At 67.2% G+C, this 13,993-nt stretch carries 9 protein-coding genes; 5 read left to right on the top strand and 4 right to left on the bottom strand.

All coding sequences use genetic code 11. The features are described from left to right. Positions 1-402 precede the first annotated feature (402 nt). Entirely contained in the window at positions 403-885 is a 483-nt protein-coding gene (locus tag CEY11_RS08960; RefSeq protein ID WP_088603025.1) for a redoxin domain-containing protein, read from the bottom strand. A gap of 337 nt (positions 886-1,222) precedes the next feature. On the opposite strand from CEY11_RS08960, the gene CEY11_RS08955 reads away from it, so the two are divergent. Next, entirely contained in the window at positions 1,223-2,134 is a 912-nt protein-coding gene (locus tag CEY11_RS08955; RefSeq protein ID WP_088603024.1) for an aldose epimerase family protein, read from the top strand. Here the strand turns inward: CEY11_RS08955 and CEY11_RS08950 are convergent. After that, complete coding sequence (locus tag CEY11_RS08950; RefSeq protein WP_088603023.1) at positions 2,100-3,074, bottom strand: cation diffusion facilitator family transporter; 975 nt, start codon at positions 3,072-3,074, stop codon at positions 2,100-2,102. The two genes, CEY11_RS08955 and CEY11_RS08950, sit on opposite strands and share 35 nt — an antisense overlap. A gap of 278 nt (positions 3,075-3,352) precedes the next feature. Between CEY11_RS08950 and kch the strand changes: the two genes are divergently transcribed. After that, positions 3,353-4,549, top strand: a complete 1,197-nt coding sequence (kch, locus tag CEY11_RS08945; RefSeq protein ID WP_088603236.1) for a voltage-gated potassium channel protein — start codon at positions 3,353-3,355, stop codon at positions 4,547-4,549. A 7-nt stretch (positions 4,550-4,556) separates the two neighbouring features. Here kch and metG read toward each other — a convergent pair whose 3' ends face one another. After that, positions 4,557-6,638, bottom strand: coding sequence for a methionine--tRNA ligase (gene metG / locus CEY11_RS08940; protein ID WP_088603022.1), 2,082 nt, complete (start codon positions 6,636-6,638; stop codon positions 4,557-4,559). A gap of 147 nt (positions 6,639-6,785) precedes the next feature. Next, the gene (locus CEY11_RS08935) at positions 6,786-7,034 is read right to left on the bottom strand and encodes a hypothetical protein (protein ID WP_088603021.1); all 249 of its coding nucleotides are present in this window, start codon (positions 7,032-7,034) and stop codon (positions 6,786-6,788) included. A gap of 112 nt (positions 7,035-7,146) precedes the next feature. On the opposite strand from CEY11_RS08935, the gene apbC reads away from it, so the two are divergent. Genes apbC through CEY11_RS25710 form a run of 3 tightly spaced genes read left to right on the top strand, consistent with a single transcriptional unit; the run spans position 7,147 to position 13,888 of the window. Continuing rightward, entirely contained in the window at positions 7,147-8,232 is a 1,086-nt protein-coding gene (gene apbC, locus CEY11_RS08930) for an iron-sulfur cluster carrier protein ApbC (RefSeq protein WP_088603020.1), read from the top strand. An 8-nt stretch (positions 8,233-8,240) separates the two neighbouring features. Further along, positions 8,241-10,007: an autotransporter assembly complex protein TamA gene (locus CEY11_RS08925; protein ID WP_088603019.1), complete on the top strand. Its 1,767-nt coding sequence runs from the start codon at positions 8,241-8,243 to the stop codon at positions 10,005-10,007. Positions 10,008-10,015: 8 nt separating this feature from the next. Then, on the top strand, positions 10,016-13,888 hold the full coding sequence (locus tag CEY11_RS25710) for a translocation/assembly module TamB domain-containing protein (RefSeq protein WP_233154803.1): 3,873 nt from the start codon (positions 10,016-10,018) through the stop codon (positions 13,886-13,888). Positions 13,889-13,993 lie beyond the last annotated feature (105 nt).

Below are 13,993 nucleotides of genomic sequence, written 5' to 3'. Positions count from 1 at the left end.
GGGTGCGCTGGCGGCGGCTATTGAAAAACCGTGACGCGGCGAACCCGCGCGGACGACACTGAAGCTAAAGCTGAGGCAGCGGGTGTCGTGCAGTGGCGCGAGGGTCGGCGGAATCCGGAACGGACATACGGCACCTCCCTGTGCGATGGTTGACGGTGAAGAAAAACGGATGCTGCCGCGACGCTGTGGCTGCCATGGTGATGGCGGTATGCGCAGGCGGCAAGTACACGCATTTTACCAGCGCGGCCCCGAGTGCGGCAAGGCCGCTTGCGGCTTGCCAGCAACAAGCGGCATGGCTGCCAGTTGATTTGCCGATGGCAAATGGAATGCCCGGCGTGCGATGGCTGTCTGTAAAAACTCCCGCCGCCAGTTGCTTGCCGTTCGCGTCCGAGGCCGGGCGGCTCAGCCTTGCGTGCCCTGTTCCAGCAGCCGCCCGATGGCGGCGCCGAGTTCCATGTCTTCGAGATGGCCGAAGTGCTGCAGCCTCAGTTGGCCCTTGCGGTCGATCAGCAAGGTGGTGGGCGTGCCTTGCATGTTATAGGCCTGCATGGTCTGCGGCAGTCCGCCGTATGCCGACGGCGCGTCGATGCCCACCGGAAAGCCTATGCGGTATTCATGCAGGAATGCGGCCAGCGCCGCCCGCGAGCCCTGCGCCTCGTGGTGCTCGAAAACCGTGTGCAGCCCGATCACCGCGAGATCGCTGTCGGCAAATAAGCTGTGCGCGCGCAAGGCTTGCGGCAGGCCGCGGCTGACGCAGCCGGGACAGAGCATCTGGAAGGCGATCACCAGCACGACGCGGCCGCGCAGGCCGGCCAGCGTGATCGGTTCGGGGGTGTTCAGCCACTGCTGTACCTGCCACGGGGCCGGGGGTATGGATATGTTCATGAGGCCTTGCCTTCTTGCGGTGATCCGGTGCCGGCATCGGGTGATGCGCTCGCTGCGGACAATTCACTGCAGACGATTCATATTACTGCTTGCCACTTGCCACTTGCCACTTGCCACTTGCCACTTGCTGCTTGCCGCTTGCCGTCGGCATTCCCGGTTTGGGGGGCGCTTGCGGCCCAGTGCTGCCGGCCCGGATGGGGTTCGGCACGGCCAGGTGCCACGCCTGCCTGTCGGCGTGGACATTTCCTGCAGACGGGCGCTATAGTGGCTCGACCGGCGGGCGCGGCTTTGGGTGCGATGCCGCCGGCATGCAAGGCAAGCACGAGGACGAACCACCATGGCCGTAAGCCCCGAAGCCCCGCAAATCGTACGCCTGAGCAATGCGCAGGCGCATGCCGAGTTTGCCCCGTCCATGGGCGGCCTGTTGATGAAGTGGACGGTGGACGGCCGCGACGTCATCCACTGGCCGCGCGATCCGGACTGGGCGCCGCCGCATCATTTTCGCGGCGGCGATCCGCTGCTCTTTCCCTTCATCGCCCGGCATTATGTCGATGGCAAACTGGGCTACTGGAAGGATGCCGCCGGCGTGGTGCGCGCCTTGCCCATGCATGGCTTTGCGCGCGACCTGCCGTTCGAGCACGCGGTGGATGCCGATGGCCAGGGCATCGCCATGACGCTGCGCGACGATGCCGCCACACGCCGCATGTACCCCTTCGGTTTCGCGTTCACGGCGCGCTTCCGCCTGCAGGGCGCCGCGCTTGAAAGCAGCCTGGAAACGACCAATACGGGCGACGCGCCCATGCCTTACTACCCGGGGCATCATTTCTATCTTGCCGTGCCGGCGGCGCGCCGCGGCGACTGCGTGCTGCACTTGCCCGACAGCACGGTGCAAGAGGCGCTGCCCCATGGCGGGGTGACCGCGCCGCGCCCGGGCCCGAGCCGCTGTGCGCTTTCCGATCCGCAACTGCTGGATCGATTCCACGTACTGCGCCAAGCCGGGCCGGTGCATCTGGACATGCCCTGGCAGGGCCGGCGCGTCTCATTCGACCTGGCCGATACGCCGTGTCCCTGGTACGCGGTAACCACCTGGACGGAAAGCGACAGCGCCGATTTCTATTGCATAGAGCCCTGGCTCGGGCTGCCCGATGCGATCCATCACGGCCAGGGCCTGCGCTGGCTGCAGCCGGGCCAGACCGAGGTGGCGCGCTGCCGGATCAGCGTCGAGCCGCTGGCCGCAATGGGGGCTTAGCGTCGGGGTTGCTGGCCTGCCTGTTGTCGTCTGCGGGCGTCTGCCGCGACCATACCGGGTCGAAGTGCGTCATCACGTCCAGCACGGGCTCGTGCTGCATGACGCGCTTGCGGGCTTCTTCGGCGATGGCATGGCCCTGGGCGATGGTGAGCGAAGCGTCCATTTCCAGATCCACTTCCACCCAGATCATGTCGCCCATTTTGCGCGTCTTCAGGCGGTGCACGCCCAGCACGCCGGGCGTAGAGGCCAGGTGGGCGCGAATGCGTTCCTCGTCCCGGGCGTCGACGGCGCGATCCATCAGGTCGTTGAAGGCGGCGAGAAAGAACTTGGCGCCGACACGGGCGATCATGATGCCGACGATCAGCGCCGCCAGTGGATCGGCCAGGGGAAAGCCCGCCAGGTTGGCGACGATGCCGGCCGCCACCACCAGCGACGATGCCGCGTCGGAACGCGCATGCCAGGCATTGGCCGCCAGCAGCGACGAGCGCAGCCGCCGCGCGATGCGCAGCATGTAGCGGAACAGCAATTCCTTGACGCACAGGGCCAGCAGGGCCACTGCCAGGGCCGCCACGCCGACCGTGTGCAGATCGGCCGGGTGCTGCAGCCGCGTGAAGGCATTCCACAGCATGGCCACGCCCACGATCACCAGCAGCGCGCCCAGCATGAGCGAGGCGGCGGTCTCGAAGCGCCGGTGGCCATAAGGATGGTCGGCGTCCGGTGCCTTCAGGCCGTGTTTGCCGGCCACCAGCACGACTACGTCCGACACCACGTCGGAAAGCGAGTGCACCGCGTCGGCCACCAGGGCCTGCGAGTGGGCCAGCATGCCGACCGCCACCTGCACCACGATCAGGCCGCTGTTGACGGCGATGCTGGTCAGGGTGCTGCGGCGGCCTTCGGCCGGGTCGGGAAAATTGCGCGGAGTGTCGGGCGATGCGTCCATGGATGTTCGCGGTCAGGCGAGTGGTCGATGTTAACAGGTGGGGCCGCCTAGGTGCGGCCGGCGAGGTGGGGCCGCCCAGGTGAGGCCGCTGAGAGTACGGCCAGGTTCAACCGATCAATCCGCTGCGGCCGGTGAGCGAGCCGGAGTCCGCCCGGCACTGCCCGCCCAGCGTCCTCGGCTCGGTGCCGTCATCCACACGCCCCGCCATCCATATATCCATACGGCTTGCGCTAAACTCGCTGCAACCCTGCCACTGCATATAGAGGAGCGCCTTGAAGCTGCAACTTGTCCGCAACCGGCTCGCACGCGCCCTGGGCGGCGCGCCGCTGGGTTGGATCCTGGCTGTGCTCGTGGTGATCGACGGCTACCTGTTCCTGCAGCCCGGCTTGTCCGCGGTCAGGCAGGTGCCGGTGCATGGCTGGCGCGGTTGGCTGGCGATGGACAACTTGAATGCCTTGCTGCAGTCGGGCCTGGCGGGCCTGCCGCGGCTGATGCTGGGCGCCGGCCTGCAGCTCATGGCTCTGGGCCTGATCCTGCGCGCGCGCATTGCCTGGGTATTTTCCTTGCTGTTGCTGATTGCCGTGGGCAGCTTGTCGCTGTGGCAGGCCAACGGTCATGTGGGCCTGGCCGCCTACACGCTGCTGCTGGTATGCCTGCTGGTGGCCTACTGGCGGCAGTTCGACCGATCCAGCCTGGCGGCGGGTTCGCTGTTCGCGGTGCTCAGCATCGTGTCATTGCTGATCTACGCCGTATTCGGCAGCCTGTACCTGGGCGAAGACTTCCAGCCGAAGATCCACGACACCGCCACCGCTTTGTATTTCTCTATCGTCTCGATGTCCACCGTGGGCTACGGCGACATCACCCCTCAGACCACGGCGGCGCGCCTGTTCTCGGCTTCCATTATCATCCTCGGCATTACGGTGTTCGCCACTTCTGTCAGCGCCATCGTCGGGCCTATCATAGGCGGCAACCTGAAACGCGTGCTCAAGGGGCGGCTGTCCAACGTCATGAGAAAGAACCACATCATCATCGCCGGCGCGACGCCGCTGGCGCAAAGTGTCTATGAAGGCCTGCGCCAGCGCGGCCACAACGTGACGGTGCTCGTGCCCGAAGGCGTGGCGCACGGCTACCCCGCCGACACCGATCTCATTGAAGGCGACCCCACCGATGCCGCGGTGCTGAGCGGGGCCGGGGCGGCACATGCGGAATATGTGCTGGCACTGCGCAGCGACGATGCCGAGAATGCTTTCATCGTGCTGGCCGCCAAAGAGGTCGCCGGGCCGGCGACGCGCACGGTGGCGCTGGCCAATACCACCACCCACCTGCAGAAGATCAAGAGCGTGAACCCGGACATGGTGTTCTCGCTGCAGCTGCTGGGCACCGAGATATTGCTGCGCACTTTAAGCGGCGAGCCGCTGGACAGCGACGCCATCACGCGGCTGTTCTTCGCGCGCGCCGCCCAGCCCTCGGGCTAGGGCCTGTTCAGCGGATGCGCATGCCCGGCTGCGCGCCGGGCCAGGGTTCCAGAATATAGATGCCGGTGTCTACGCTGGCGTCTTCGTGGCTGGCAGCCAGTACCATGCCCTCGGACACGCCGAAGCGCATCTTGCGCGGCGCCAGGTTGGCCACCAGCACCGTCAGCTTGCCGACCAGGTCGGCCGGCGCGTAGGCCGACTTGATGCCCGAGAACACCTGGCGGTGGCGGCCTTCGCCCACGTCCAGGCTCAGGCGCAGGAGCTTGTCGGAACCTTCTACGGCGCTGCAGTCGACGATGCGCGCGATGCGCAGGTCGACCTTGGCGAAATCTTTGATGTCTATGGTGTCGGCAATGGGCTCGCCGCCCGGCGTGGGCGCGGCGGCCTCGGGTGCCTGCGGCGGCTCGAACAGCTGGTCGAGCAGTTTGGGGTCGACGCGCTGCATCAGGTGCTTGAAGGCCGCGATGCGGGCCGGCAGCTCGGCCGCGTCGGCCCATGCGAAGCCGCGGTTCAGGCCGAACAGCTCGTGCGCCACGGTTCGGGCCAGCGCCGGCAGCACCGGAGCGAGCATCACCGACAAGGCCTTGAAGCCGGCCAGCGCGCGCGAGCATACATCCTGCAGCGCGGCCTTGCGCTCGGCGTCGGCCTGATCCAGGCCCTTGGCCATGACCCAGGGCTGGGCGGCGTCGAAGGCCTGGTTGATGCGGTCGGCATGGGCCATGACGGCGCGTATGGCGCGGCCGTATTCGCGCGCCTCGAAATCGGCGCGCACGCTCTCGGCCGTTTGGGCCAGCTCGGCCTGCAGCGCCGCCGCGTCGCCCTGGTAGGCCAGTTCGCCGCCGAAATGCTTGTTGATGAAGTTGGCGGCGCGGCTGGCGATGTTGACGTACTTGCCGACCAGGTCGCTGTTGACGCGCGCCACGAAATCGTCGGGGTTGAAGTCCAGGTCTTCGACGCGCGCATTGAGCTTGGCGGCGATGTAGTAGCGCAGCCATTCGGCATTCATGCCCAGTTCCAGGTAGCGCAGCGGCGAGATGCCGGTGCCGCGGCTCTTGGACATTTTCTCGCCGCTGACGGTGATGAAGCCGTGCACGTTCAGGGCATCGGGCGTCTTGCGTCCGGAGAAATGCAGCACGGCGGGCCAGAACAGCGCGTGGAAATAGACGATGTCTTTGCCGATGAAATGTATTTGCTCGGTGGGCCCGGCGGGATCCAGCAGTGCGTCGAAGTCCAGGCCGCGCTGGGCGCAATACGCCATCAGCGAGGCCAGGTAGCCGATGGGCGCGTCCAGCCACACGTAGAAGAACTTGCCGGGAGCGTCCGGAATGGGGATGCCGAAATAGGGGGCATCGCGCGAAATATCCCAGTCGGCCAGGTTCGCCTCGGCGCCGGAGGCGCCGCCGCCCAGCCATTCGCGGGTCTTGGCCAATACCTCGGGCTGCAGGCGCTTGAGGCCCGCGGCGTTGCTGCCGGAAGTCCAGGACTGCAGGAATTCCACACAGCGCGGGTCGGACAGCTTGAAAAAGAAATGCTCGGACGACTTCAGCACCGGCGTGGCGTGGGTCAGCGTGGAATACGGCTCGATCAGGTCGGTGGGCGCATAGACCGCGCCGCAGACCTCGCAGGAATCGCCGTACTGATCCTTGGCGTGGCAGTTCGGGCACTCGCCCTTGATGTAGCGGTCGGGCAGGAACATGCCCTTGACCGGGTCGTAGAATTGCTCGATGGTGCGCGTGGTGATCAGCCCTTGTTCCTTCAGGCGCAGGTAGATCTGCTGCGACAGCGCCACGTTTTCTTTGGAATCGGTACTGTGCCAGTGGTCGAACGCGACATGGAAGCCCTGCAGGTACTGCGGACGCTCGCCGGCATAGCGGGCCACCAGCTGTTGCGGGCTGATGCCTTCGCTTTCGGCCTTGAGCATGATGGGCGCGCCGTGCGCGTCGTCGGCGCCCACGAAGTGCACCGTATGCCCGGCCATGCGCATCGAGCGCACCCAGATATCGGCCTGGATGTATTCCATGATGTGGCCGATGTGGAAGGAACCGTTGGCGTAGGGCAGGGCGGTGGTGACGAATAGCGTGCGCGGCATGAGTGCGTAGGGGCGAAAGTAGGGTGTGGAAAATCAGGTAACGGGGAAAACCGCCCGGCGTTCACGGCCTGCCAGGCAAGGAAAGGCAAAGTTTACCGCGCTCACGACTGGACACCAGCGGTTGCAGTCGCGCCCGCGGCCGGGCGATTAGCGGATTTCGCGCATCTCGACGTCGACCACGTCTTTGTTTTTAAAGGTATTTTTGCGCGGCGACGGTTTGTGGCGCTGATCCCAGTAGGCACGCACGCCAAAGGGGCGGCGCTTGATGCGCGCCACCACGTACAGCACGGCAATTGCAATTGCCGTGGAAACCATGAAAATGAAAGCCATGATGGTGCCGAACACCGCCAGCACCAGAAATAGCCCTACTCTGAGTATTTGATTGAATGCGTTCATCGTCTTGGATAGACAGCCGGCACGGAAAATAATTCCGCCAATCCGCTATTCTTTAGGCTGAAGTCATCTTCAGGTTGAAGTCATTGTAATCCCTTGGAAAGGCTGGATTGAAATGAGTATTACCCCACAGCAGATACGTACGGCGCTGGCGCAGGTGGAAGACCCCCGCAGCGGCGCGGCCCTGGCCATTACGGCCAGCAACAGCGACGTCCATCTGGACGGCAAGGAACTGAGCCTGGTGCTTGCCCTGGGCCATCCCTTGCACAACCGCCAGACAGAGCTGCGAAAGCGTATCGAGGCCGTGGTGCACGGCCTGGGGCTGGAACTCAAGGACATGCGTGTCACCACATCCATGGTCTCCACCCACGCGGTGCAGCACGGCCTCGAGCCGCTGCCCAATGTACGCAACATCATCGCGGTGGCCTCCGGCAAGGGCGGCGTGGGCAAGAGCACTACGGCGGTCAACTTGGCGCTGGCGCTGCAGCGCCATGGGGCGCGGGTGGGGCTGCTCGATGCCGACATCTACGGCCCCAGCGTGCCCATCATGCTCGGGCTGTCGGGTCGTCCCAAGAGCAACGACGGCAAGACCATGGAACCCCTGGTGGGCCACGGCCTGCAGGCCAATTCCATAGGCTTCCTGATCGACGCCGATGCGCCGGCGATCTGGCGCGGCCCCATGGTGACGCAGGCGGTAGAGCAGTTGCTGCGCCAGACCAACTGGGATCGCCTCGACTACCTCATCGTCGACATGCCGCCGGGCACCGGCGACATCGCCCTGACCATGGCGCAGAAGGTGCCGCTGGCCGGCGCGGTCATCGTCACCACGCCGCAAGACCTGGCCCTGGCCGACGCGCGCAAGGCCCTGCGTATGTTCCAGAAAGTGAACGTGCCGGTGCTGGGCGTGGTCGAGAACATGTCGGTGCATATCTGTTCCAACTGCGGCCACGCCGAGCCGATCTTCGGCGAACACGGCGGGCGCGACATGGCGGCGGAATTCGACCTGCCGTGGCTGGGCGCCCTGCCGCTGCGCATGGACATCCGCGAGCAGACCGATTCGGGCCAGCCCACCGTGGCGGCCGAGCCCGCAGGGGCGGTCGCGGCCATCTACCTGGAAGTGGCGCGCAAGGTGGCCGAGATCGTCGCCCGCCTGCCTCACGATGCGGCGGCCAAGAAACCGCCGCTGGCCACCGCGCATTGACGGTGCGTATGCGCTCGCTCGCCGCCGGCCTGCTGATGGCGCTCGGAGCGAGCGATGCGGCCTGCGCCGCGGCGCCCGAGGTCGTCATCGACCCGGGCGGCGTGGGCCCGCAGGCGCTGCAGTCCATCAATAGCGCGGTAGGCGTCATCACGCGCCTGGCCCAGGATCAGGACGCCAGCGAAATGTCGCGCCTGCGGCGCCGCGCGCGCGAAGCGACGGTCTCGGCGCTGGCCACCCAGGGCTATTTCTCGCCCAAAGTAACGCTGGAAGTCGGCAAGGACGTGGGCGGCGAAACCTGGGACATCACCATAGAGCCCAACGAGCGCACCACGGTCAGGAAGGTCGATCTGTCTTTCACGGGCAGTATCGCCACCCCCGCCTTCGCCGAGCGCATCGCGCAGATCCGCGAGCAGTGGCCCCTGAAGCAGGGCAAGCCCTTCATCAACGAACAATGGAGCAAGGCCAAGACCGACCTGATCGACAATGTCAGCACGCGCGACTTCTATCTTGCCAAGCTGGTCAGCTCGCAGGCCACCATCGACGCCGAAGCGGCCCGCGCCGACCTGCGCATGGCGGTGGACAGCGGCCCGCGAGTGCGCCTGGGCAGCATGGAAGTCACCGGCCTGCGGCGCGTGCCGCAGAAGCTGATCGATCGCTACGTGCGCTACACCCCCGGCGATTCCTACGACCAGACCCGGCTGGACGACTGGCAGCAGGCGCTGCAGTCGACCACGTTTTTCCGCGGCGCCTTCGTCACGCTGGACAAGACCCATCCCAAGACCCTGCCCGACGGCGACGTAGAGCTGCCGGTACAGGTCAAGGTCACCGAGGCGCCGGCGCGCCGCTTCGCCACCTCGCTGGGCGTGGACAGCGACAACGGCGTGCGAGTCGAAGGCCTGTATCGGCAGAATGTGGTGTTCGGCCAGCCGGTCTGGATAGAAACCGGCGCGGGGGTCGACAAGAACCGGCAGCGCGCCTTCTATGACGTGCACCTGGCGCCCACCGTGGACGGCTACGACGACAGCGTCGGTGTGTTGTACAGCCATTCCGACATCGAGGGCCTGGACAGCGAGCGCGCCGGGCTGGGCTGGAAGCGCAAGCAGGTGCGCAATGCGGCGGGCGACAGCCGCGTGCAGTTCGAGACGCAGTGGGGCCTGGTGGCCGCCTACGACAAGACCAAGATCGAGGGCGACGGCCGCTACGAGGTGCCGACGCTGGTGGCCACCTGGGACTGGCTGCGGCGCGACGTGGACAGCAAGTACGATCCGCGCGAGGGCAATCTGGTCGACGTGGGCCTGGGGGCGGGCACGACCCTGGACACCGGCGAACCCTTCTACCGCGCGGACTTGCGCGCGCAGAAGTGGTGGCCCGTGGGGCGCCGCGACGTGCTGACGGTGCGCGGCGAGGTCGGCAAGGTGTGGTCGCATACCTCGCGCCTGCCGCAGGATTTCGGCTACCGCACGGGCGGGGCGCGCACTATCCGCGGCTACCGCTACCAGAGCATCGGGCTGCAGCAGGGCGATGCCGTGGTCGGCGCGCCGGCGCTGGCGGTGGGCAGCATCGAGTACATGCACTATTTCAATGATCGCTACGGCATGAGCGTGTTCGTGGACGCGGGCGATGCCGCCGCATCGTTCGGCGCCATGCGCTGGGCGGTGGGCTATGGCGTCGGGGCGCTGGTGCGTACGCCCGCCGGGCCGTTCTTCATCGATCTGGCCTATGGCCAGCGCGACCACAAGCTGCGCCTGCAGTTTTCTTTGGGTATTGCGTTTTGAGCTGGCCCTTGCGATGGATCCGGCGTGTGCTGGTCGGGCTGGGCCCGACGGTCTTGGTGCTGGTTGCGGTCGCGGCGGGCTTCCTCTATTGGTGCGCCGGTACGCAGCAGGGCACGCGCTGGCTGCTGCATACCGCCGCCCAGCAACTGGACGGGCGCATCGATGGCGTGCACGGCTCGCTCTGGTCGGGCTTGCGGGTGCGCGACGTCGATCTGAAGTTCCCCGGCGCCGCGGTGCGCATCCGGCAATTGCAGCTGGACGTGGACTGGCGCGCCTTCCTGGATCACCGGCTGCATGTGCGGGTGCTGGCCGCCGACCGCCTCGACCTGGATCTGGAAAGCACCGGCGAGCCGCCCTCGCAAGAGCCGCTGCGCCTGCCGGCGCTGCCGGTGGGCATCGTGCTGGAGCACTTCGGTGTCGGCGAGCTGAACATCCGCCAGGACGGCGAGCCGCTGCCGGTGGGCATCAAGGACGTGGCGGCGGCGCTGTCCCTGTCGGGCGGCGGCGCGCAGCTGGACGTGCTGAACGTGGGCCTGGACTACGACACGATGGAACTGCGCCTGGACGGCCGCCTCGAGCTGCTGGGCCTGGCGGATCCCTGGCCGATGCAGGGCAGCCTGAAGCTGCATGCCCAAGGCTTGCCCAACGATACGCTGCTGTGCGCCCGCCACTTCGTCCCGACCTTGCCCGAGGGCGATAAGGAAAGCCCGGCGAACCAGGCCTGCGAGGTGGACGTGGCGGCCGACCTCAAGGGCACGCTGGATGCCTTGAAAGTGGTGCTGGGCGCCCAGGGCCAGGGCTTGCGGCTGGATGCCGATGCCGACCTGAGCCCGCGCGCCGGTTTTCCGCTGCGCCGGGCCAGCCTGGATCTGGGCCTGCCCGACGGCTCGGCGCTGCAGGCGCGGCTCGACTGGAGCGAAGAGGCCGTCGACGGCAAGCCACAAGACCGGGTGCAGGGCAGCATCCGCAGCAGCAAGCTGGATCTGGGGGCCCTGGTCGGGCCGGTAATTCCCGCCACCAGGCTGGATTCGACCATGGACTTCGACGTGCGCCTGGCTGATCGCAAAGACTTGCTGTCGGCCGCCCTGCGGGCGCAATTCGGCCCGGGCTCCAGCTGGAATCACCAGCCCTTGTCGGGGACGCTGGAAACCCGGCTGGTGAACACGGCATCGGCCTCGGGCGCAGGATCTTCCGCCATGCCGGCCACGGCGGCGCCGCCGCAAGCACAGGCCGGGCAGGCGCCGGCGGGGGTGGCGCCTGCCAAAACTCAGAACCCGGCCGCGGCGGCCGGCGAGCCTCGGCCCGCCGCTCCGGCGGCACAGCCGGCCGCTGCCGCGGAATCGTGGAAATTCCTGCAGCTGGAGACCCTGAACATGGATCTGCGCTTGGGCAGGAACCACTTGCAGGCGTCCGGCTCCCTGGGCCTGGCCGATAGCCGCCTGAAGCTCGATATGCAGGCGCCGGTGCTGTCGGCGTTCTGGCCGGGGCTGCCGGGCGGCGCGACCTTGTCGGGCCAGGTGCAAGGTTCGCCCGCCGCGCATTCCACCGAGCTGAGCCTGAGCTACCAGCCGGCGCCCGACCGGCCTGCCCGGCCCGCCAAGGCCGGCAAAGCTACGCAGCCCGCGGAGTCCGCGAAATCTACGCAGTCCGTGAAATCTACGAAACCTGCAAAATCTACGAAACCTGCAAAATCTACGAAATCGACGCAGCCTGCGAAATCCGTGGCAAGCACCAAGGCCGCGCAGGCTTCCAAAGCCGCCAAGACTGCGCAGCTCTCCCGGCCGGGCGCGACCTCGGCCCAGGCGGCGCCGGCGCCGATCAAGGCAAAGCTGGCCGCCAAAGGCGCCTGGCGGGCCGATGCCGCCGGCGTGCAGGCCTGGCGTGGCGAACTCACCCGCTTCGAGGTAGAGCAGGCCGGCACGAGTGTGCGGCTGCGCGGCGCGCTGCCCATATCCCTGCTGCCGCAGGCGCAAGCGCCGGCCTGGCAGTGGCAGGTGGGCGCCGCCACACTGGAATTCCGCCTGCCCTCGGGCCTGGGCTTCGACCTGCGCCACGAGGACACGCGCCTGGCCCCGGGGCGCTGGGAAACGCGCGGTTCGATAGCCAAGCTGGCGATTACGTCGCGCCTGATCCGCGAGCTGCGCAGCCGCTACGGCGCCGCGCACGGCCCCGACAACGGGCGCGTCAAGGTCGAGCAGGGCGCAGGCAGCGGCGGCGCGGATTTGGTGCTGGCCGCCGACTGGAACCTGAAGTTCGACGGCGCGCTGCAGGGCGGCGCGCGTATCCGGCGCCTGTCGGGCGACATCATGATCCCGGGTTCGCCGCCGCTGCCGTTGGGGCTGCGCCAGCTGGAGCTGGACGCGAAGGCGGTCAAGGCGGGCGCGGCGCTCAGCCGGCTGAATCTGGCATTGAAGCTCGACACCGCCTCCAAGGGCAGCATCTCGGCCAGCGCCAATACCCAGCTGCGCTCGTCGGCCCAGGGCGGCCTGGAGTTCAGCGCCACGCAGCCGCTGGATCTGACGCTGCGCGCCGATATGGCCGACCTGGCCTGGCTGAGCGTGTTCGCGGGCGACGACACCGATCTGGGCGGCGCGCTGCATGCCGACGTGAAGGCCGCGCGCAAGGCCGATGGATCCTGGGTCACGCACGGCACGATCAATGGCAGCAAGCTCAAGCTGGTGCGGCTCGACGACGGGGTGCGGCTGTTCGACGGCACTTTGCAGGCGCACCTGGACGGCGGGCGGCTGGTGCTGGACACATTGAGGTTTCCCGCCAGCCTGCGCGTCGACCCCAAGGAATGGCGCACCAGCGAATGGGTGCACACCAGCCCCGACGCCAAGAACGGCAGCCTGACCCTGAGCGGCGCCTGGGATCTGATGAAGTCCGCGGGCGCGGTGAACATAGATCTGTACCGCTATCCCATCCTGCAGCGTTCCGACCGCTACGCGATGATCAGCGGCAAGCTGCGCATCGATGTCGAGATTCCGCGCATCGGCATCACCGGCTCGCTGCAGGCCGATGCCGGCTGGTTCGACCTGGACATGCTGAGCAGCGTGCCGACGCTGGACAGCGACGTGGTGGTGCTGCGTCCCGGCCAGGAAGCTCCCGCGGCCGCGCCCATGGATGTTTCCATGGATCTCAAGGTGGATCTCGGGCCGCGCTTCTACATTACCGGCTACGGCCTGGATTCGGGACTGGTGGGCAGCATGCGCATCATCATGGAGCAGGGCAAGCTGAGCGCCGAAGGGGCGCTGCGCACGCGCGGCGGCGCGATCTCGGCCTACGGCCAGCACTTGCAGCTGCGCCGCGGCACCATCACCTTCCAGGGCGACATCAGCAACCCGGTGCTGAATATCGAGGCCCTGCGCACCGGGGTGGCGGTGGAGGCGGGGGTGCGGGTGGCGGGCACGGCCAAGCGGCCGCGCATCGACCTGGTGTCGTATCCGGACGTCAGCGACGTCGAGAAGCTGTCCTGGCTGCTGCTGGGCAGGGCGCCGGACGAGGGCGGCGGGGACACCGCGCTGCTGCTGTCCCTGGGAACCTCGCTGCTGGGCGGCGGCGCGCCGCTGTACCGCAAGCTGGGCCTGGACGAGGTTTCGATCCAGTCGGGCGAGCTGGGCAGCACGGGCAGCCTGCTGCCGGTGCAGACCGTGGTCAACGACATCAACAACAGCAGCACCGACAGCACTCTGGAACAGCAGTTCGTGCGGGCCAGCAAGAAGATCTCGAGCAAGGTCACGCTGAGCATCGAGCAGGCCCTGTCCCAGACCGGCACGGTGGGGCGCCTGAGCTATCGCCTGTCCAAGGGGCTGAGCGCCGAGCTGAGCACCGGAACGGTAAATGGCATTGCGCTGGTGTACAGAACGTTTTTCAAGGATTGACCGGTGCCCGCCTGTGTCGAAAAGAAGAACTTGCATGGCCGTGAAAATGCCTCTTTATCGCGGCGCGTAGCTGTGCTCCGGGCCCGTCGCGCCGGCCCGGCGGCG

Source organism: Candidimonas nitroreducens (assembly GCF_002209565.1).
Classification (GTDB): domain Bacteria; phylum Pseudomonadota; class Gammaproteobacteria; order Burkholderiales; family Burkholderiaceae_B; genus Candidimonas; species Candidimonas nitroreducens.
Note: the sequence above shows the minus strand (reverse complement) of the source record. Positions and strands in the feature narration are given on the sequence as shown.